Origin of the sequence: Streptomyces sp. KR55 (genome assembly GCF_052245645.1) — a bacterium.
Lineage (GTDB): Bacteria > Actinomycetota > Actinomycetes > Streptomycetales > Streptomycetaceae > Streptomyces > Streptomyces flavusporus.
The window spans coordinates 1-17,179 of record NZ_JBQQCE010000070.1 but is presented as its reverse complement, the minus strand read 5'-3'; the positions used below and the strand labels follow the sequence as shown (position 1 = coordinate 17,179).

15 protein-coding genes and 2 pseudogenes are annotated in these 17,179 nt (G+C 68.0%); 7 read left to right on the top strand and 10 right to left on the bottom strand.

Annotation, left to right across the window (positions count from 1 at the left end; translation table 11 throughout):
• Positions 1-7: 7 nt before the first annotated feature.
• Together ACTWQJ_RS13175 and ACTWQJ_RS13170 are read right to left on the bottom strand one after the other, a co-directional pair.
• Positions 8-772 carry a crotonase/enoyl-CoA hydratase family protein gene (locus tag ACTWQJ_RS13175; RefSeq protein ID WP_443306821.1) on the bottom strand — a complete coding sequence of 255 codons (765 nt, stop codon included), beginning with the start codon at positions 770-772 and terminating at the stop codon, positions 8-10.
• A gap of 136 nt (positions 773-908) precedes the next feature.
• Positions 909-1,670: a 3-hydroxyacyl-CoA dehydrogenase gene (locus ACTWQJ_RS13170; protein WP_443306820.1), complete on the bottom strand. Its 762-nt coding sequence runs from the start codon at positions 1,668-1,670 to the stop codon at positions 909-911.
• A gap of 221 nt (positions 1,671-1,891) precedes the next feature.
• Between ACTWQJ_RS13170 and ACTWQJ_RS13165 the strand changes: the two are divergent.
• Positions 1,892-3,114: pseudogene (locus ACTWQJ_RS13165) on the top strand (CaiB/BaiF CoA transferase family protein).
• 65 nt (positions 3,115-3,179) lie between these two features.
• Here the strand turns inward: ACTWQJ_RS13165 and ACTWQJ_RS13160 are convergent.
• The 5 genes from ACTWQJ_RS13160 to ACTWQJ_RS13140 form a co-directional block, all read right to left on the bottom strand.
• Positions 3,180-3,797, bottom strand: coding sequence for a TetR family transcriptional regulator (locus tag ACTWQJ_RS13160; protein ID WP_443306819.1), 618 nt, complete (start codon positions 3,795-3,797; stop codon positions 3,180-3,182).
• 130 nt (positions 3,798-3,927) lie between these two features.
• Entirely contained in the window at positions 3,928-5,571 is a 1,644-nt protein-coding gene (locus ACTWQJ_RS13155; protein ID WP_443306818.1) for a class I adenylate-forming enzyme family protein, read from the bottom strand.
• A 243-nt stretch (positions 5,572-5,814) separates the two neighbouring features.
• On the bottom strand, positions 5,815-6,981 hold the full coding sequence (locus ACTWQJ_RS13150) for an acyl-CoA dehydrogenase family protein (RefSeq protein WP_443306817.1): 1,167 nt from the start codon (positions 6,979-6,981) through the stop codon (positions 5,815-5,817).
• 23 nt (positions 6,982-7,004) lie between these two features.
• Positions 7,005-8,183 (bottom strand): thiolase family protein, encoded by a 1,179-nt coding sequence (locus tag ACTWQJ_RS13145; RefSeq protein WP_443306816.1) that lies wholly within the window; start codon positions 8,181-8,183, stop codon positions 7,005-7,007.
• A gap of 1,256 nt (positions 8,184-9,439) precedes the next feature.
• Positions 9,440-10,309 (bottom strand): helix-turn-helix domain-containing protein, encoded by an 870-nt coding sequence (locus ACTWQJ_RS13140; protein ID WP_443306815.1) that lies wholly within the window; start codon positions 10,307-10,309, stop codon positions 9,440-9,442.
• A gap of 168 nt (positions 10,310-10,477) precedes the next feature.
• Between ACTWQJ_RS13140 and ACTWQJ_RS13135 the strand changes: the two genes are divergently transcribed.
• Entirely contained in the window at positions 10,478-11,407 is a 930-nt protein-coding gene (locus ACTWQJ_RS13135) for an alpha/beta hydrolase (RefSeq protein WP_443306814.1), read from the top strand.
• Between the two features lie 135 nt (positions 11,408-11,542).
• On the opposite strand, the gene ACTWQJ_RS13130 is transcribed toward ACTWQJ_RS13135, so the two are convergent.
• Both ACTWQJ_RS13130 and ACTWQJ_RS13125 read right to left on the bottom strand, forming a co-directional pair.
• Positions 11,543-11,926: a TetR-like C-terminal domain-containing protein gene (locus ACTWQJ_RS13130; RefSeq protein WP_443306813.1), complete on the bottom strand. Its 384-nt coding sequence runs from the start codon at positions 11,924-11,926 to the stop codon at positions 11,543-11,545.
• A gap of 160 nt (positions 11,927-12,086) precedes the next feature.
• Positions 12,087-12,904, bottom strand: a pseudogene (locus tag ACTWQJ_RS13125) (SDR family NAD(P)-dependent oxidoreductase).
• Positions 12,905-12,959: 55 nt separating this feature from the next.
• Here ACTWQJ_RS13125 and ACTWQJ_RS13120 point away from each other — a divergent pair.
• The gene (locus tag ACTWQJ_RS13120; RefSeq protein WP_443306812.1) at positions 12,960-13,415 is read left to right on the top strand and encodes a hypothetical protein; all 456 of its coding nucleotides are present in this window, start codon (positions 12,960-12,962) and stop codon (positions 13,413-13,415) included.
• Between the two features lie 26 nt (positions 13,416-13,441).
• Here ACTWQJ_RS13120 and ACTWQJ_RS13115 read toward each other — a convergent pair whose 3' ends face one another.
• Entirely contained in the window at positions 13,442-14,509 is a 1,068-nt protein-coding gene (locus ACTWQJ_RS13115; protein ID WP_443306811.1) for a GlxA family transcriptional regulator, read from the bottom strand.
• Between the two features lie 432 nt (positions 14,510-14,941).
• Here ACTWQJ_RS13115 and ACTWQJ_RS13110 point away from each other — a divergent pair, with 432 nt between their 5' ends.
• The 4 genes from ACTWQJ_RS13110 to ACTWQJ_RS13095 form a co-directional block, all read left to right on the top strand.
• Complete coding sequence (locus tag ACTWQJ_RS13110; RefSeq protein WP_443306810.1) at positions 14,942-15,469, top strand: DUF1097 domain-containing protein; 528 nt, start codon at positions 14,942-14,944, stop codon at positions 15,467-15,469.
• On the top strand, positions 15,466-16,218 hold the full coding sequence (gene nthB / locus ACTWQJ_RS13105) for a nitrile hydratase subunit beta (protein ID WP_443306809.1): 753 nt from the start codon (positions 15,466-15,468) through the stop codon (positions 16,216-16,218). Before ACTWQJ_RS13110 ends, nthB begins: the two co-directional genes overlap by 4 nt.
• Entirely contained in the window at positions 16,215-16,838 is a 624-nt protein-coding gene (gene nthA, locus ACTWQJ_RS13100) for a nitrile hydratase subunit alpha (RefSeq protein WP_443306808.1), read from the top strand. The genes nthB and nthA overlap by 4 nt, the downstream gene beginning before the upstream one ends.
• 49 nt (positions 16,839-16,887) lie before the next feature.
• On the top strand, positions 16,888-17,179 hold a 292-nt coding region (locus ACTWQJ_RS13095; protein ID WP_443306807.1), incomplete at its 3' end, for a nitrile hydratase accessory protein.

Genomic DNA, 17,179 nt, shown 5'->3' with positions numbered 1-17,179 from the left:
CACGCGTTCACTCACCGCGCCAGACGGGGTCGCGCTTCTCGGCAAAGGCAAGGGCTCCCTCCTTCGCGTCGGCCGAGGCGAAGGCTACGTCCACGATGCCCTGCTGGCGGGCGAAGGCCTCGGCGTCACTCCACCCGGCCGCCTCGGAGACGATCCGCTTGGTGGCCGCCACAGCCAGCGGGCCGTTCACCGCGATCCGGGCGGCGAGCGCACGCGCCTCCTCGAGCGCGTGTCCCGGCTCGGCAAGCCGGTTCACCAGACCATGCCGGTGAGCCGTCTCGGCCGACACCGGGTCTCCAGTGAGAGCGGCTTCCATCGCGATCTGGTACGGCAGCGCCCTGGGCAGGCGCAGCAGGCCACCCGCGGCAGCCACGAGACCTCGTTTGACTTCCGGCAGTCCGAACAGCGCGTTTCTGGCCGCTACGACGAGATCGGCGCACAGAGCGAGCTCCCACCCCCCGGCGAGGGCATATCCCTCGACGGCGGCGATCAGCGGCTTGGTCGGCGGGCGTTCCGCCAGCCCGCCGAAGCCCCGCCCCGGGACGACAGGGGTCTCCCCGCGAGCGAACGCCTTGAGGTCCATGCCGGCACAGAACGTCCCGCCAGCTCCGGTGAGTATGCCGACCACGATGTCTTTGCGTGACTCGAGTTCGTCCAAGGTGGCGGCGATGCACTTGGCGGTCTCCACGTCCACGGCGTTGCGGGCCTGGGGCCGGTTGATCGTGATGACGGCCGTGCCATCGGCGAACTCGGTGAGGATCGGGGTGTTCATGAAGAGACCTTTCACGGTTTTACAGAGCGCCGCCGTCCCAGAAGGCGGGCTGGACGACGGCGGGTGGGAGCGTCGGTTGGTGCGGTGGGGGGTGTGCGGCTTGTCTGCGGTGGTGTGCCGAGGTAGTCCCGGCGGCTCAGCGCGGTGCCATGCGGATGGCTCCGTCCAGCCGGACGGTCTCCCCGTTCAGCAGGGGGTTCTCCGCGAAATGGGTCACCAGTGCCGCGTATTCGTCCGGGTGTCCGAGGCGGCTCGGGTGCGGTACCTGGGTTCCCAGGGACTGCTTCGCCGACTCGGGCAGGCCCTGGAGCATGGGGGTTTCGAAGATTCCGGGTGCAATGGTCACTACGCGGATCGCCTTGTCGGCAAGGTCGCGGGCCGCAGTCAGTGTCATGCCCACGACGCCCGCCTTGGATGCCGCGTAGGCGATCTGGCCAACCTGGCCTTCGTAGGCGGCAACCGAGGCGGTGCAGACGATGACACCCCGGTCGCCGTCGAGGGGCTCCCCCTCAGCCATGCGCTCGGCGGCCAGGCGCAACACGTTGAACGTACCCACCAGATTGACGTCGACGACCTTGCGGAAGGACGCGAGGGAGAGCGGTCCGTTCTTGCCGAGGATGCGTCCCGGCGGCGCGATCCCCGCACAGTTGACGACCATACGCAGGTCGCCCAGCCCGGCCGCCTGCGCTACGGCACGTGCCACGTCGGCCTCCTCCGTGACGTCCGTGGGCACGAATACCGCGCGCTCACCGAGTTCCTTGGCTACCGCCTCACCCTCCGTCGAGGGCAGATCCGCCAGGACGACGGACGCGCCCCGGGCGACGAGCCGCCGTGCCGTGGCCAGCCCGAGTCCGGACGCGGCGCCGGTCACGATCGCCGAGATTCCTTCGATGCGCATGTCTCCTCCATCGCATGTCCATCACGTGATGTGCGGTCTGGGTCGGGCCGCTCCCGGGACCCCAGCCCGGGGTGCGTTCTGGTGCCTCCCGCCGGGCCGTGCGGGAAATCTAGCGCGTATTGACCGATCGGTACAAGGATTCGAGAATGGAGAATAGCCGTTGTCGGTTCCTCAACAACGCCCGCATGCGCCCCGCACTCTCAAGGGATGGTCTGATTTCCATGGACAACGCCGAGCCGATCAGTGACGCGCAGCAGAAGCCCCAGGGCGGCCCGCTGGCGGGCGTCCGGGTCATCGAACTGGCCGGAATCGGGCCGACACCCTTTTGCGGGATGATGCTCGCGGACATGGGCGCCGACGTCGTACGCGTCGACCGTCCCGGATTCACCTCCCCGGCCAACCCGTTGAGGCCAGAGGCCGATCTCCTCAACCGCAGCCGCAGGTCGACCGCTCTCGACCTGAAGTCACCCGACGGCCTCGCGGCACTTCTATATCTGGTCGACAGAGCCGACGTCCTGCTGGAAGGCTTCCGGCCAGGGGTGGCGGAACGCCTCGGAGCGGGACCCGACACCTGCCTGGGGCGCAATCCGCGACTGGTCTACGGCCGGATGACCGGTTGGGGACAGGACGGACCGTACGCGGCGTCGGCGGGACACGACATCAACTACATCGCCCTGGCCGGAGCCCTGGCCCCTCTGGGGCACCCCGGTGAAGCTCCGCCGCCACCTCTCAACCTCGTCGGGGACTTCGGAGGCGGAGGCATGCTCCTGGCCTTCGGTGTCGTCTGCGCCCTGTACGAAGCGCGCCGGTCCGGAATGGGGCAGGTGGTGGACGCGGCCGTGCTCGACGGAGCCGCACTGCTGACGACGATGTTCCACGCAATGCACGCGCAAGGACTGTGGTCGGACCAGCGCGCCTCGAACCTGCTGGACGGCGGCGCCCCGTTCTACGGCACCTACGTGTGCGCGGACGGCACCTACATCAGCGTCGGCGCGATCGAACCTAAGTTCTATCGCGCACTGCTGGACGGACTCGGGCTGCGAGACGATCCCGACTTTCAGGGCGGGCAGTTCGACAGAGAGTCCTGGCCCAAACGGCGTGCGCGGCTGGCTGAGGTGTTCCGGCGGCGAACCCGGGAGGAGTGGTGCGTGCGCCTGGAACGCACAGATTCGTGTATCGCGCGCCCGTCCTGTCGTTCGAAGAAGCCGCCCGACACTCCCACACAGCCGCGCGGGGTACCTTCACGGAAGCCTTCGGCATGGTGCAGCCCGCGCCGGCGCCCCGGCTCGCACGAAGCGGTGCCAGACAGCCTTCTCCTCCGCCGGGCCCTGGCCAGCACACCCGGGAAGTGCTCAGGGAATGGGGCGTACCCGACCGGACCGTGGAGGCGGTGGCTCCCCCGGCGACCCGCACCGGGCGGTGTGACCTCGCGACGGACGACTGACGTTCGAGCGCCCGTGGGGTCGGCGCCGGGAGTCAGGCTCAGGCGCGGCCCGACAGATGGGCGGGTCAGGACTGCGGGGTCTGCTTCGAGGACGTCTGCAGCTCGCCGTAGACGAAGATGTCCGAGAGCCGGTCGGCGACCTTCTCGATAGGGAGCGACCCGTGCTCCGGGTCGAACCACACGTAGGTCCAGTTGAGCATGCCGAGAATGGCCAGGACTGTGACTGAGTCGGAGGACCGGAAGACTCCTTCCTTCACACCCTCCTCAAGAACCTGCCGGAACAGGTCTTGATGTGCGTCGCGCAGTTGCTTCAACCGCTCGGCGCGGTCCCCCGTCAGAGCGTGCATCTCCCGCATGACCACCGTGACCTCGGAGCGGCGGGCGGCGAGGGTCGCCAGATGCTCCCGGACCAGCGCCCGGAGTTTCTCGATGGGCCGCAGATCGGACTCCACGACCTTGCGGCCCCGCCCGAGGGCCTCTTCCACATGGCGACTGGACAGGTCGTAGAGCAGATCTTCCTTGGAGCCGATGTGGTAGTACAACGCTCCGCGCTTGATGCCGGCCGCATCACCCAGCTCCGCCACCCCGGTGCCATGGAAGCCCTTCTCCGCGAACATCTCCGCGGCCACGCGCAAGATCCGGTCCCGCGTGCTCTCTTCGGGCTGCGCACGCTCTGTGGACATCAGCGCGTCTCCTCCCCCTCGTTCACCGCGGTGGCCCAGCAAACGTCGATCCCTCACGCAGTATACCGACCGATCAGTCAGGATGCCGACCGCCTTCACACTGCATGATCGATCGACGCGTCGGCCTGCCCTATCCGCCGACGAGCCGGTCCGTCCCCTGCCAGTACAGCTCGCGCAGCTGCCTGCGCATGATCTTCCCGGAGGTCGTCTTGGGCAGCTCCTCCACAAACTCGACGGACCGCGGTTTCTTGTAGGCGGCGAGCTGCGCGGTGCACGCGGCGACCACGTCGGCCTCGGTGAGCTCGTGACCGTCCCGCCGGACGACGACGGCCTTCAGGGCCTCGCCCCAGACGCTGTCCGGCACACCGACCACAGCAACCTCCGCGACTCCAGGCAGCGAGAAGATCGCGTTCTCCACTTCTGTCGGATAGACGTTGAACCCACCGGTGACAACCATGTCCTTCTTGCGGTCGACGATCGTCAGATATCCCTCCGGGTCCATCCGGCCGAGGTCTCCGGTCCTGGCCCAGCCCTCGGCGTCGACCATCTCCGCCGTGTCAGTGGGACGACCCCAGTAGCCCATCATCACCTGGTCACCGCGGACGGTCACTTCGCCCACGTGACCGGGCTCCACGTCGTGGCCCGCCTCGTCTACCAGCCTGACCTCGACGAACGGGCAGACCCGCCCCGCCGACGACAGCCGTGCCGCGTCTCCCGCGCGTGCGGCGGCGGCGTGATCCCGGGCGGACAGGCAGGTCAGCGGCATCGGAGTCTCGCTCAGTCCGTAGAACTGGACGAACACCTCACCGAAGATCTCCTGGGCGCGCAGCAGGCGATCCGGTGCGATGGGCGACCCCGCATAGACCACGGTGCGCAGGGAGGTGTAACGCTCCGCGCGGCTGTCGGCGGCCATCACCAGCAGGTTCAGCATGGTGGGCACCGTGGGCAGGACCGTCACTGCCCGGTCGCGGATGAGGTCGAGCGTCCGCCCGGCGTCGAACTTCGAGGACGTAAGGTGCGTGGCACCTCGGGCGAAATAAGTGGGGGCGACGTATCCGCTGAGATGACTTAGTGGAGCGACGTGCAGCACCACGTCGGCGTCTCCAGGCGGCAGCTCCAGCATCGAGTTGCGCACCATCGTCATCCAGTTCGTGTGGCTGAGCGTGGCGCCTTTGGGGACACCGGTGGTCCCGCTGGTGTACAGGATGGCCGCAGGGTCCATCGGCGCGGGGCACGCCGGGGATGCTGGTGGGGTGGCCGTGCGCAACGCGTCGAGTGAGGCGTCCCCCTTGCCACCCAGAACCGTCACGACGTATCGCAGCTGCGGCAGTTGGTCGCGCAGTCCTGCCAGCCGGTCGGCCCAGTCGGGGGACGCGAACACGACCGAGGCACCGCAGTCACGGAGGATGTGCAGTACTTCCCGCTCGTGCAGCCGTACGCTGATCGCACAGCGCACGTAGCCGCCGACGAAGAGGGCCTGGTCGACCTCGAAGAATTCGGGGCAGTTGTCGAGCAGAATGACTCCGCGATCACCCGGCCGAAGACCGAGGTCCCTCAGGCCACCGATGATGTTCTGGACACGCTCGCCCAGTGCGGCATAGGTGAGTTCTCCCTGGTCGGACACTACTGCCGCACGTCGGCCGTACTCCCGGTATGCGCGCTGGTACAGGTCCGCCACGGTGACGTGACTGATCCGAGGACGGCTGTCCAGCCCCGCGCCCCTCGTCGTACCAGGGATCTCTGATGGGCTGTCGGGCATGTCGGTCTGCACCATGGCACGACCTCCTCGATCTGCAGCGGAACGAATCGCTGCAAAGCCGGTATGGGACATTTCTAGCAGACTAAATATTTTTCGACAATGAATTAGTACCGGTCGGTCTATTCATTCTCGCGATGAAAGTTCGATCGCTGTCTTCGTCGAACCCCGAGTCGGTGGGACGGTGTGCGGCGCATTCGTGAGGGGAATCCGCCGCACACCGTGTCTCGGGGAGAGCGGGCGCGGTGCGCGGTCCTGCGCTCAAACGGTTAGGGCGTCGAACACGTCGTCGAACGTGTAACCGCCGAGAAGCTCACGCGCGGCGACGAGGTACTGGATAGTGGGGGTGCCCTCCTCCAGCCAGTTGAGCCGCGCGTCCCGGTAGAGCCGCTCGACGGGGTGCCGGCGGGTGTATCCGATACCGCCGTGGACGAGCAGGGCCCGGTCGGTCACCCTGCCGACCGCCTCGAGTCCGAACTGCTTCACCATGGAGGACTCCGCGGGGATCCGGCGTCCGGCGTCCCATTTCGCGGCCGCGTCGGCGAGCATGCCGCGCAGTGCGTAGACGTCGATGGCCATCTCGGCGAGATAGCGCTGCACCGCCTGGCGCTCGGCGATCGGTTTCCCGAAGGTGACTCGCTCCTGCGCGTACGTGAGTGACAGGTCCAGCGCCTGGGTCGCCGTGCCCAGCGAGGAAGCGGCGATGAAGACCCGGCTGATCTCGAGGGCGCGCTCCAGGTGTGCCTGCCCCTCGCCCTCCGCGCCGACGAGCGCGGACGTCGGCACGCGAACCTCGGCGAAGGTGAGTTCGCCGTGCTCTGCCCCCTTGCAGCCCATAGTCTCCGGCAGGGGTTTGATGCTGAAGCCGGGCGTGTCCCGCGGCACGAGCAGCGCGGAGACCTCCTGGGGCGAGGTCTTGGCGAAGACCAGAAAGTGCGACGCGATGTCGGAGTTGGTGATCAACCACTTGCGGCCGCTGACGACGTAGTCGTCACCGTCGCGCCGTGCGGTCGTCGACAGGTCCGCCCCGGTTCCGTTCTCGGGCTCGGTGAGCGCGAAGGCCAGCGATTTGTCTCCGGTGGCCGCGCCGGGCAGGATCTCGGCCTTCTGCTCCTCGCTGCCGATCTCGGACAGCGCGTGCGCGAAGGAGTTGTGGACGTGCACGATCGCGCGGATCCCACCCTGGATCTTCGCGAACTCGCTGAGGATCGGCAGGTACTGCGACACCGACAGGCCGGATCCGCCGTAGGCACGGGGGACGAGCAGCCCGAACGCACCGCACGAGCGCAGGACGGGCAGCACAAGGTCGTACGGGATCCTTTCGGTGTTCTCGATGTGCTCGCCGAGGGGGTCGAGCTCGTTCCAGATGGTGGTGACGACGGACTCTCGCAGTTCGGCGTACGCGTCGGTCGACAGACCAGCGGTCATGTGGCGTCCTCCCGGGGCCCTGTTCAGAGCCGTTCGATGATCGTGGCGTTGGCCATTCCGCCGTACTCACACATCGTCTGCAGTCCGTAGCGGCCCCCGCGGTCCTCGAGGGCGGCCACCAGCGTGGCCATGATGCGCGCGCCGCTCGCGCCGAGCGGATGGCCGAGTGCGATCGCTCCTCCGTGCACGTTGAGCCGGTCGTGTTCGACCTTGAGGTCCCGCATCCATGCAACCGGGACGCAGGCGAACGCCTCGTTGACTTCGAACAGGTCGATGTCGTCCGTGGTCATCCGCGCGGTGTCGAGCACCCGGCGGGTGGCCGGTACGACCCCCATCAGCATCAGCATCGGGTCGTCGCCGACCACCGCCGTCGCGTGGATCCGGGCCCGGGGGCGCAGGCCGAGGGCCTCGGCACGTTCGGCGCTCATCAGCAGCACCCCTGCCGCACCGTCGGTGAGGGGAGAGGAGTTGCCCGCTGTCACCATCCAGTCGATCTCCGGGAAGCGAGCGGCCGCTGTCTCGGTGCGGAACGAGGGCTGCAGGGCGGCCAGTTGGTCGCGGCTGGTGCTGGGGCGGACCGTCTCGTCGGCCGTCAGGTCCGGTGCGTCGGTGACGCACACCAGGTCGCGCCCGAACGTCGCACCCACCGCGTGGGCCCGGAGGTGGGAGGTGAGGGAGTAGTCGTCGATCTCCTCGCGTGTCAGCCCCCAGCGCGCGCAGATCAGTTCCGCGGAGAGCCCTTGCGGGATGAGTCCGCCAGGGAAGCGCTCGGCGACACGAGGGCCAAATTGGTCGGCGTCGCCGACGTCAGAGAGCATCGGCGCCCGGCTCATGGACTCCACCCCGCACGCGATCACGACATCGGCCGCGCCCGCCTGGATGGCATGTGCGGCGAAGTGCACCGCCTGTTGGCTGGAGCCGCACTGTCGGTCCACGGTCGTGGCCGGCACAGAAGTCGGGAACCCTGCGGCCAGTACGGCGGTCCGGGTGATGTTCACGCCCTGCTCGCCGGCCTTGGTCACACAGCCGCCGATGACGTCGTCGACCGTCTCCGGGTCGAGTCCATTGCGCTCGACGAGGTGGGCGAGGACGTCGGCAAGGAGGTCCACGGGGTGGACGTGGGACAGTGCGCCACCGGGCTTGCCCTTGCCCGCGGGCGCCCGGACGACATCGACGATCACTGCGTCACGCGCGGATCTCATGACTACTGCGCTCCTCTCTGCGACTGCCGACCCCGCAACTCGGTCCAGCGGCCGCCGGTGGCCAGGTCTGTTGACCGCGAATATAGAGTGTACCGATCGGTCAATACAAGACTATGGGGCGACCTGGCCACCAAGGGGCAATCGGTCCGGAAGGCAGAGAGAAGATTTATGGACCGATCGATACAGGCCGCGAGAGTCACGCGGTCGCCGAAGCAGCTGGGGCAAGGACCAGTACAGGCAGGTGAACTCGGATCACGCGCTTTACATGCACGGATCACAGAACGGCATTTCACCTCGCGCCCCGTGAGCGCGCACGGCGACGCCCGCCCCGGACCAAAGTGGGGGATTCTAATGTCCGAGGCCGTGGTCGAGCTGCGGTCGCCGTCTACCTGCCGGGTTGCGGGCAGCTCCGGTGGGCAGTTCACGCTGGAGTCGCCGCCGTGCCGAGACTGGCGCAGTGGTCACGCGCTTCGTCGCCACTCTGGGGGCGGGGGACGGCCCTCTGAAACGTCGCCGATCACGACATCGGAAGTGCGTTCTCCCAGGTGACGGACGATTCATGGCCGTTACCAGCCATGGCATGCCTCGGCGACCCGGCCGTGGTCAGAGCCGCCTCGCCCCAGAAGCTGGTTGCCGCCGGGTGACAGTCCGTCACGGTGCGCTTGCTCGGCAGGCCACGGAGGAACTGGCCGGCAACCTCTCCACCTGGGCCGGGTAGCCCACTTCTGGATGGCGCCGGGGGGGCTCGCGGCGACTACGCGCAGGACCTCGTCCCGGAGCTGCGAGCCCGCTGTGTCCAAGCGGCAGGTGTGCGCGTGTAGGGCACCACCCCTTCCAACGCATTGCTTACGCGACGCGGTCCGCGACGGAGATCCCGCGGTCCCAGCTGGTCCGCGGACGAGGGCCGGTCACATCCTGACCTAGAACGCCCCCCGTCACCGTCGCACGGGCGATGATCAGATCCGGGTGCCGTAGGCCGACAGCGTCGGCTTCCGCCTGCTCTGGTGGGCCGAGGAGGGTATGTACTCCTTCGAACCGCCCGGCAACGTGCACATGCTCATGGTCCCCGAGGACCTGACGGAGAGAGCCGCTCTCTTCCACGCCACTGGCTCCTACCCCTACGTGGACGAGAACGGCGACCCGACCGGCGTCGAGGACGTCCTCACCGAGTTCAGAAAGGCCGCGACCACTACGAGCGCGTCGGTCTCGCCTGCAAAGGTCGGTGAACTCGGCATGAAGCGTCGACTCCCCGGCTGTCATGGCATGGCGCGCCGGTCTTCATCAGCCATGGGAGTCCACGAAAGAAGGATGCGCAGTACGTCGTCGGACGGTGATCCGGGCTCGGCGGTCAGGACCATCAGCCGTTGCCCGCTGCCGTCGGGGCTGTCCCAGGTGTCGCAGTCCAGGGTCAGGTCACCGACCAGGCGGTGCCGGTAATGCTTGGTGCCGTGGGCGGCCGAGTTGACGCGGTGCTCGGCCCACCAGGTACGGAAGTCGGGATCCCGGACGGAGAGCTCGCCGACTAGCCGGGCGAGGTCCGGGTCCTCGGGGTCCTTGGCCGCCTCCATCCGGAGGGCCGCGACGGCGTCGCGCGCGTCGTGGTCCCATTCCAAGTGCATCCCGCGCACACCGGGGTGAGCGAACAGCAGGCGCACGTAGTTGCGTTCAGCGGCCGGAATACGTGAGAAGTCGGTATAGAGGACGGCGGCGGCCTGGTTCCAGTCAAGGATGTGCATGCCCTTGCCGAGCACGATCGCCGGTGCCGCTTCGAGCCGGTCAAGCAGGCGGCGCACGGTGGGGCGCACTTTCCATGCGGTACGGCGTCGGCGTGGGCGGGCCTCAGTCCTGCCGGCGATCTCGTAGAGGTAGGTCTGCTGGTCGTCGTCGAGCCGCAGGGCGTGGGCCAGCGTCGCGAGGACAGCTGCGGAGGCCTGGACGCGTCCCTGTTCCAGCCGCGTGTAGTAGTCGACGCTGATCGAGGCGAGCTGCGCCACTTCTTCCCGGCGCAAGCCGGCCACTTTGCGGTGTCCCTGGGTCTCGGGCAGGCCGACCTCGTGCGGGGTCAGCCGCGCCCGCCGGGCTTTGAGGAAGGCGCCGAGATCGCCGGGACCTACGGAGGCGGTCATGTCCTCCATTCTCAGCAGGCCGGACCGTACATGGGAGGGCAAGTTCCTTCCCAGGCAGAAGTCTGTCTCTTTTGCGCGAGGGGGCATGGCGCGAGGGTGAGGGCGCGGGCCTAGCCGGAAGCCCCGGCCGGACTGTTTCTGCCCGCTGAACGCCGAACGGAGCAATTCATGTCGAAGATCGAAGTTACCTTTGACAGCGCCGGCATCACGCTGGCCGGGCACCTCTACACCCCTGACCCGCCTGCCGACGGTCCGCGTCCTGCCATCGTCGTCGGTCACCCGGGCAGTGGCGTGAAGGAGCAGACCGCCGGCCTGTACGCCTCCCGCCTGGCCGAGCAGGGCTTCGTGACTCTCGCCTTCGACGCCGCCTACCAAGGGGAGAGCGGTGGACGACCCCGCGGCCTGGAGGACCCGGCACAGCGGATCGAGGATCTCAAGGCGGCCGTCTCATTCCTGACCGCTCGTCCCGAGGCCGATGCCGACCGCATCGGACTCCTGGGCATCTGCGCATCCGGCGGCTACGCGCTGCCCGCCACCGGCAGCGACCACCGCGTCAAGGCCGTCGCCACGGTCAGTGCCGTCGACATCGCGCGCCAGTTCCGTCTCGGCGCCGAGGGCGGCCAGGACCCCGCTGTATTCCAGACCATGCTCGACGCCGCCGCGCATGCCCGCACTGCCGCTGCCCGCGGCGCGGACCCGGGCACCCTGACGTTGTTCCCGGACACGATCGAACAGGCTCGTGAACTTGGCGGCGAGCATGGCGCGGAGGGCTTCGACTACTACTGCACGCCGCGCGCCCGGCACCCGCGGTCGGCGACGTTCTTCGACTGGACCAGCATCGACAAGATGGCCACTTTCGACGCCTTCGCCCTCGTGCCGCTGATCGGTCAGCGGCCGCTGCTCATGATCGTCGGCACGCGTGCCGTGACGTCGTGGATGAGCGTGGAAGCGTTCCAGAAGGTGGTCGGCCCCAAAGAGATCCACTGGATCGAGGGCGCCAGCCACGTCGACCTCTACGACGTAGAGCGCCATGTCGGCCCGGCGTTGGAGAAGCTGACGAGCTTCTTCGACCGAACGCTGGAGCGGTCGGATCGATGACGGCCCGCGACCTGAACTGAACGGCAGCATCCAGCTGTGGCCCCGTTCAGGTCGCCCCGGACGACGGGGTGATCCCGTTGATGAGGTTGGAGACCAGGGCGACGACGAAGTCGTCCGTCACGGGCTCGTCCGGGATCAGCATCCGGTGGTAGACGGCCCCCAGAGCTGGTCGACAAGGACCTGGACGTCGACCTCGTCCCGGATCTGACCCTGCTCTTGGGCGCGCAGCAGTCGCTCCCCGGCCAGCCGTCGCCGTTCGGAGGAGTAAAGCGAGCGGAAGGCAGTGGCCAGGTCCTCGTCGGTCTGGGACTGGCCGATCAGCTCGGTGAGCACCCGGCCGGCCGGGGTGCGGGTCATGACCCGAGCGAACGCACGAAGCTGGCTCGTGAGATCGGCGCGGATGTCACCGGTGTCCTCGAAGGCGAGGGTCTCCTCGACGGCGTGGAAGTAGCCGTCCAGAGCCAGAGCGCCTTTGGAGGGCCACCACTTGTACAGGGTCGTCTTGCTGACCCCGGACAAAACGGGCCACTCGATCGAAGGTCAGATCGGCAATTCCCTCCTTCAGCAGCACCTCCCCGACTACACGGAAGACGTCCGTGCGAACCTCGTCGGCCGGGCGGCGGCCCCGTCGGCGGGCCGGGCGCTCGGCAGCGCCCTCGCCCAGGAGGCTGTTGCGCGGCTACTCCTCGGCGGTGTCGGCGGGCAGGCTGACCGGGTATGGCTGGTCGAAGTCGGCCGACGTCGACACCTGCTGCCAGGCGGAAGCTTCGGCGATCTGGCGGCGGGAGTAGTCGATGGCCATCTCAGCGGCGGTGTTACCGATGAGCAGGTGTGTGGGAAGGTGCTCGCGCTTGACCACGCGAACGAGGATCTCGCCCGCACGCTTCGGGTCCCCGCACCCATCACGTCGCTGCTCATCCTGCTCGCGGTCGTTCCCACGGTCTGCTGGTACTCGCCTGGAATGTGCTGGATCTCCATCGACGGGCCGGCCCAGTCGGTGGCGAAGCCGCTCGGTTCCACGACGAGGTAGCGGATACCGAACGGTGCGGTCTCCGTCGCCAGCACGCGACTGAAACCGTCGACCGCGAACTTGGCGGCCTGGTAGGCGCCGAGGCCGGCGGTGTGACCGACCCGGCCCCCGATCGAGGAGAACTGCACGAGGGTGCCGCCGCCCTGCTTCTTCGGCACGGGCACCGCGGCCACGGACACGTTGTACACGCCCCAGAAGTTCGTCTCGACCTGACGGCGGAAGTCGTCGACCGGCGCCGTCTCGATCGGCGCGACGTTCACGTACCCGGCGTTGTTGACGACCACATCGACCCGGCCGAACCGCTCGACAGCGGCATCAAACGCCGAGGCCGCGGCGTCGGCGTCGGTCACGTCGATCGTGACCGGGAGCAGACGCTCGCCGTACTGCTCGGCGAGGTCGGCGAGTTGCTCGGGCTTTCGGGCGGTGGCGACGACCTGGTCGCCCGCCTCAAGAGCGGCTGCGGCCAGTGCCTGGCCGAAGCCACGCTAGGAACAAGATCTTCCTCACCCTCACCGGCCAGGAGTGGCGCGACTGTCCTCCGCCGTCTGCGACCACCTCGCGGCCCTCACGGAACCGACCCCGGCGGACATCGCGACACTGCTCACGCAATCCCTGATGACACGACCGCTGTTCTGCGACCTGCTCGTCCACGCGCCGCTCCACCTCGAACGGAACGTGTCACCGGAGACGGTCCGCGAATTCAAGATCCTTGCCATCGCGGCATACGCCAGCGTCGCCGCCGAACTCCAGCGCCTCTTCGGCCTCGACCAGACCCTCGCTGGTGACGTCGTCACGGTGGCGGTCAGCATGGCCGGCGCACTGAGGCAGAAGGCCGAACCCGGCCCCCGACTGCGCGAGCTCTACCGCAGCGACCCGGAACTTTCCCACGCCATCGCCGACGTACCACCACAACTGCAACGCATCATCGAAGCACTCATCATCGGCCTGCCCCAGCGATCCGAGCCGCCCCGCCACTGACCAACGCCACAGCTCCCTTGGGCGGGTCAGACGTCCGCGTGGGGTTCCGGATCCGGTTGGCCGATGCCTGTGGTGCGGAAACGACTTCGGTAGCTGCCTGGCGAGACTCCGAGGGTACGGCTGAAGATGCGTCGCATCGTTTCCTTGGAACCGAATCCGGCCCGGCGCGCGACGGACTCCTGACCCTCGTCACTGGTAACGAGCAGCAGCTTGGCCGCCTCCAGCCGGGCCTTCTCCACATAGCGGGCCGGGGTCATGCCCACCTCGTCGCGGAACAACCGCGCCAGGTGGCGTTCGCTCACCGCGGCGCGGGCGGCCATCGCGGCGGTCGAATGGTCACCGGCCGGATCGAGGACCACCGAGTCCAGGACCTGCCGCAGTCCCCGCGTGGTGGGGATACCCGTCTGGGACCAGATGCTGAACTGGGCCTGGCCACCGGGACGTTGCAGGAAGACGACCATCCACCGGGCGACCCGGCGGGCGACCTCCGTGCCGTAGTCGTTCTCCACGATCGCCAGGGCCAGGTCGGTTCCCGCGCTGATTCCCGCCCCGGTGACGTAAGGACCGTCCTGCACGAACAGAGCGTCCGGGTCCACCTCGACACGGGGATAGCTTCGGGCGAGGTGCGCGCAGTGTGCCCAGTGGGTGGTCGCGCGGCGTCCGTCCAGCATCCCGAGCGCGGCCAGGATGAACGCTCCGGTGCAGATCGAGGCGACCCGGGAGGCTCGTGGAGCGAGTTCGCCGACCGCTGCCAGCGCCTCGGGCACCGTATCCGGGGTCAGTTCCTCGGGTATGTCGTGGGTGCCCGGGGCGAACGTGAAGTCCGCCGGCACACCGCCCGGCACCAGCAGGGTGTCGATGGAGTCGGGGGCGTCGGCCACCGGAATATCCGCACTGAGCCGGGTGAACGCGGTCGTTCCGACAGACTCTCCCGCGGGTGAGGCGAGCAGCACCCTGTACCGGGCGCCGAAGTCATTGGCCCGCGCGAAGATCTCCAGTGGCGCCGCGACGTCCTGCAGGGTCACCTTGTCGTACAACAGGAAGACGACCGTCCGCTCGGTGGCGCTCTGCGCCGGTCCGAAGCTCCGCCCCATGGGCCCGACCTCCTTCCGCGGAGTGCTGGACTCCCGCACTTGTCCGGATTCGTGGCTCGCGTGTCCGTTGCTGCCCTTGGCTCCCGCCGCCGCCGGGGGCGAATCTGGAAGCCGAGCGAAACGTCCCGAGCACCCGGGACTCAGGCCTACCGTACTGTCCTCAGCGGCGATCGGACAGTAATTCCTTTTGTTTTTCGGCCGACCTTCCTTCAGTCGTGATAATTACTTCATGGCAACCTCTGGTATTGCAATGCGCCAGAGGGGCTTTTCTGTGCCCACGTGACAATTTCGGCACCACGAAACCGGAAATAAATTGGTCGACTGACGCTAACATCGGCGAAATACTGCAGTCAGATTCTGTTGGTGTCTCGCCGGGTCGTCTCACCAGGTCCGAGGCTTGTGCATTCCCCTTCAGAATTCCAGAGGAACAGTATGGCCATACGTCAACTCGACGCTTTGTCGATCAGTATCGGTGTCCTTGCAGGAGTCGCCACGCTGATCACCGCGACCGTTCTCACTCTTCCCGTCTGGGTCGTCTTCATCGCCTGGGCATCCTTTTTCATCCTCGGCGCCGGCACCGACGGCCTCCTGCGATCCGTGGCCTCGAATCTGACCGGCATCGTCATCGCCTCGCTGACCCTGTTGGTCATCCACGCGCTCGGCGGCGGCACCGTCGTCACAGCCATCGCGGTGGGCGTCGGCAGCGCCGCCATGGTGCAGGTATCGAGGATCGGGCTGCTGTCCAGGATTCCCGCCATCGTCTGGGGCTTCGCCTCCACGGTCGGCACGGTGGCCGCTACCGGCCACGGCATCACCGCAGCGTCGATCGACAATCCGGCGCTCGTCGCGGCGTTGTCCATGGTCCTCGGTGCTGTGTTCGGCATCGCGTCGGAGTACTGGGGCACGGCCATGGCCCGGCGCCCGGAAGCCGCAGGCACCACACCGGAGGAGCAGTTGTGAAGCTTCAGCACCACTTGGGCGGCCTGGAGAACCTCGGCCCCGTCGCCCATGAGCCCCGCGTCTTCGTCGAGGAGTGGGAACGGCGGATCTTCGGCATCCATGTCGCGATGATGGGCCTGAGCACCCATCTGGGCGAGGCGTTGCCCCAATACCCCATCGATGAGGTGCCCACCGCCTTCTCGTCCGTTTGGACCTGGGCTGACCTGCGCAAGGGCGCCGAGGCGATGAACCCCTTCGCCTACTTCCAGTACCGCTACTACGAGAAGTGGCTCGGCGGCATCAGCGACTTCTTTGTCTCCGAGGGCTACATCAGCGAGGAGGAACTGGAGGGGAAGGCCGCCGAGTTCCTCCGCGACTCCGCGCAGGCGCTTCCGGAGGGCGGCGACGAGCGCGTCGACGACCAGGTCATGCGCTACTTGCGCGAGGGCGACTCCCCACGCCGGGGCCCGGCCGAGTCGCCGGCCTTCGTCGTCGGCGACCGGGTGACCGTCAGGGACGTACCACCCACCGACCACACCCGGCTTCCGGGCAACCTGCGCGGCCGTACCGGCGCAGTCGAGCGGGTCTTCGAGGGCAACTACGCCTACTTCTGCTCCACCGGGCCCGACGGGATCGGGGAGCCCATGCCGGTCTACGTCGTGCGTTTCGAACCGGCCGATGTCTGGGGCCAACTCGCCGAGCCCGGCGCCGTCCTCTACGGCGAGCTCTACCAGGCCTACCTGTCACCCGCGACGGAGGAACAGCAGTGACCACCCAGTTCGGCTACCCCGAGAACCGCGAAGCGATCAGCGCTGCCCGCGTCAGGGCACTTGAAGCCCTCCTCATCGAGAAGGGCGTGATCACCAGCGGCACCGTCGACAAGGTGCTGGGCTACTTCGAGTCCGACATGACCCCGCTCAACGGCGCCAAGATCGTGGCCCGCGCCTGGATCGACCCCCGGTTCGCGGAGCGGCTCGTCACCGACACCCCGGCCGCCATCGCCGAACTCGACCTGCCCGTCGGCATGGCAGGCGCCGAAGGAGAGCATCTCCAGGCTGTGGCCAATACGCCGGGCGTCCATAACTTGGTCATCTGCACTCTGTGCTCCTGCTTCCCCTGGCCGGTGCTCGGGCTCCCGCCGTACTGGTACAAGGACCCCACCTTCCGGGCGCGCGCCGCCCGGGAACCCCGCGTCGTGCTGAAGGAAGTCGGCCTCGACCTCGACCCGTCGGTCGAGTTGCGGGTGTGGGACAGCAGCGGCCACTCGCGCTGGTTCGTCGTACCGCGGCGTCCCGCCGGAACTGAGGGCATGACCGAGGAGGAACTCGCGGCCCTGGTCACTACCGAGTCGATGATCGGCATTGCCGAGGTGCCGTCTCCCGCCGCGTGACTCCTGCCGCAATCCCGCCCGAGAAAGCCCGCTCGAGAAAGGGGGCCCCGTGGAGGCCATCGCTCCCCTGCACGAATCCTGCTTCACCGACGTGAACGCGCCCACGTTCGACGCCGAGTGGCAGCGGCGCGCGTTCGGTGTCGCCGTCGCCCTGTCGGAGTTCGGCCACTACCGCTGGGACGCCTTCCAGAAGGAACTCATCGCCGCCATCGGCGCATGGGAGGCCATGTCCGCGCAAAGACAGGCCGGTTGGCACTACTACGACCACTGGCTCGCCGCACTCGAGCGGGTGCTGGTCGGCCACGGTCTGGTGGACGAGAACGAACTGCGCGCGCTGCTGG

What these genes read in the sequence shown, in the direction of transcription:
- ACTWQJ_RS13175 (WP_443306821.1), bottom strand. Translation starts at nt 772, where the DNA reads ATGAACACCCCGATCCTCACCGAGTTCGCCGATGGCACGGCCGTCATC.
- ACTWQJ_RS13170 (WP_443306820.1), bottom strand. Translation starts at nt 1,670, where the DNA reads ATGCGCATCGAAGGAATCTCGGCGATCGTGACCGGCGCCGCGTCCGGA.
- ACTWQJ_RS13160 (WP_443306819.1), bottom strand. Translation starts at nt 3,797, where the DNA reads ATGTCCACAGAGCGTGCGCAGCCCGAAGAGAGCACGCGGGACCGGATC.
- ACTWQJ_RS13155 (WP_443306818.1), bottom strand. Translation starts at nt 5,571, where the DNA reads ATGGTGCAGACCGACATGCCCGACAGCCCATCAGAGATCCCTGGTACG.
- ACTWQJ_RS13150 (WP_443306817.1), bottom strand. Translation starts at nt 6,981, where the DNA reads ATGACCGCTGGTCTGTCGACCGACGCGTACGCCGAACTGCGAGAGTCC.
- ACTWQJ_RS13145 (WP_443306816.1), bottom strand. Translation starts at nt 8,183, where the DNA reads ATGAGATCCGCGCGTGACGCAGTGATCGTCGATGTCGTCCGGGCGCCC.
- ACTWQJ_RS13140 (WP_443306815.1), bottom strand. Translation starts at nt 10,309, where the DNA reads ATGACCGCCTCCGTAGGTCCCGGCGATCTCGGCGCCTTCCTCAAAGCC.
- ACTWQJ_RS13135 (WP_443306814.1), top strand. Translation starts at nt 10,478, where the DNA reads ATGTCGAAGATCGAAGTTACCTTTGACAGCGCCGGCATCACGCTGGCC.
- ACTWQJ_RS13115 (WP_443306811.1), bottom strand. Translation starts at nt 14,509, where the DNA reads ATGGGGCGGAGCTTCGGACCGGCGCAGAGCGCCACCGAGCGGACGGTC.
- ACTWQJ_RS13110 (WP_443306810.1), top strand. Translation starts at nt 14,942, where the DNA reads ATGGCCATACGTCAACTCGACGCTTTGTCGATCAGTATCGGTGTCCTT.